This window comes from Nonomuraea aridisoli (genome assembly GCF_003236395.1).
Taxonomy (GTDB): Bacteria; Actinomycetota; Actinomycetes; order Streptosporangiales; family Streptosporangiaceae; genus Nonomuraea; species Nonomuraea aridisoli.
Genome location: NZ_POUD01000583.1, coordinates 1 through 1,134 on the forward strand (window position 1 = coordinate 1; position 1,134 = coordinate 1,134).

The window sequence follows — 1,134 nt, forward strand, 5'->3', positions numbered from 1 at the left end:
GAGAACCAAGCACGCACTTCCTCTTTGCGAACGTACCTACACCTGCATCGCCTGTGGAGCGGTGTCCGGCAGGGACAAGAACTCCGCTCGCGTGATGCTGGTCCGGGCTGGTCTGAACCCGGCTGGTGCTGATCGCGTAAGACCTCCTGCCCCGCCGGGGCAGGAGGCAGCGTGAGCCAGGAATCCCCTTCCCTGCAGGGAGGGGAGCAGTCAAGGTCTTCCTTTCGTACGGCGGGTGGGCGGCGCGGTCAGCGGATCCTCCGGCCACGGGTGCTTGGGGTAGCGGCCGCGCATCTCCGCGCGCACCGAACGGTAGCCGTCACGCCAGAACGACGCCAGGTCGGCCGTGACGGCCAGCGGCCGGCCCGCCGGGGACAGCAGGTGCACGAGCACCGGCACGCCGGCGATCCGCGGCGTCTCCTGCCAGCCGAACACCTCCTGCAGTTTCACCGCCAGCACCGGCTGCTCGCCCGAGTAGTCGACGCGGACGCGGGACCCGCTCGGCACCTCGAGGCGTTCGGGGGCGACCGCGTCGAGGCGTTCGCTCCACGGGATCAGGCGTCTGAGGGCGGCGGCCACGTCGATGCGTTCCAGGTCGGCGCGGCGGCGGGCCCGGGACAGCTCGGGTTCGAGCCACCGGTCGGCCAGGTCGACGAGCGCGTCCATCGGGGGCCAGGGGTGGCCGATCGCCCGGTGGCAGAACGCCAGGCGGTCTCTCAGCTCTTTCGCCTGTTTCGTCCAAATCAGGACTTCTTCGGTACGCAGGCCGTGCAGGATGGCCTCGCGGACGTCGGCGTCCTGGAGCGGGGTGGCGGACAACTCGATCGCGCCCAGCCGTTCGATCCGGCGGGCGGACACGTCGCCGCGCCGCTCGCCGGGAGGGACACGCCAGGTGACCTCGTCCTCGACGGTGGGCTCGACGGCGAGGCGCGCGGTGGCCTCGTCGATGACCACGGCCTGCCGGACGCGGGCCGACGCCGAGCCCGTCGGCCGGTCGGCCACGGCGATGGCCAGCCACTCGGCGGTCCGCAGCTTGGAACCCTCGGCCAGTTGCGCCTGCGTACCGGACGCCATGAGGTACCCGGCCCCCCGCCGCCGCGCCACCCGCTCCGGAAACGCCAACGCCACCACCCT

General features: G+C 72.2%; 1 protein-coding gene. It reads right to left on the reverse strand.

The genetic code is table 11. From position 1 onward, the window contains the following. Positions 1–210: 210 nt before the first annotated feature. Positions 211–1,134: ATP-dependent helicase C-terminal domain-containing protein (locus tag C1J01_RS48215; RefSeq protein ID WP_328589762.1), on the reverse strand; the 924-nt coding region annotated here is incomplete at its 5' end.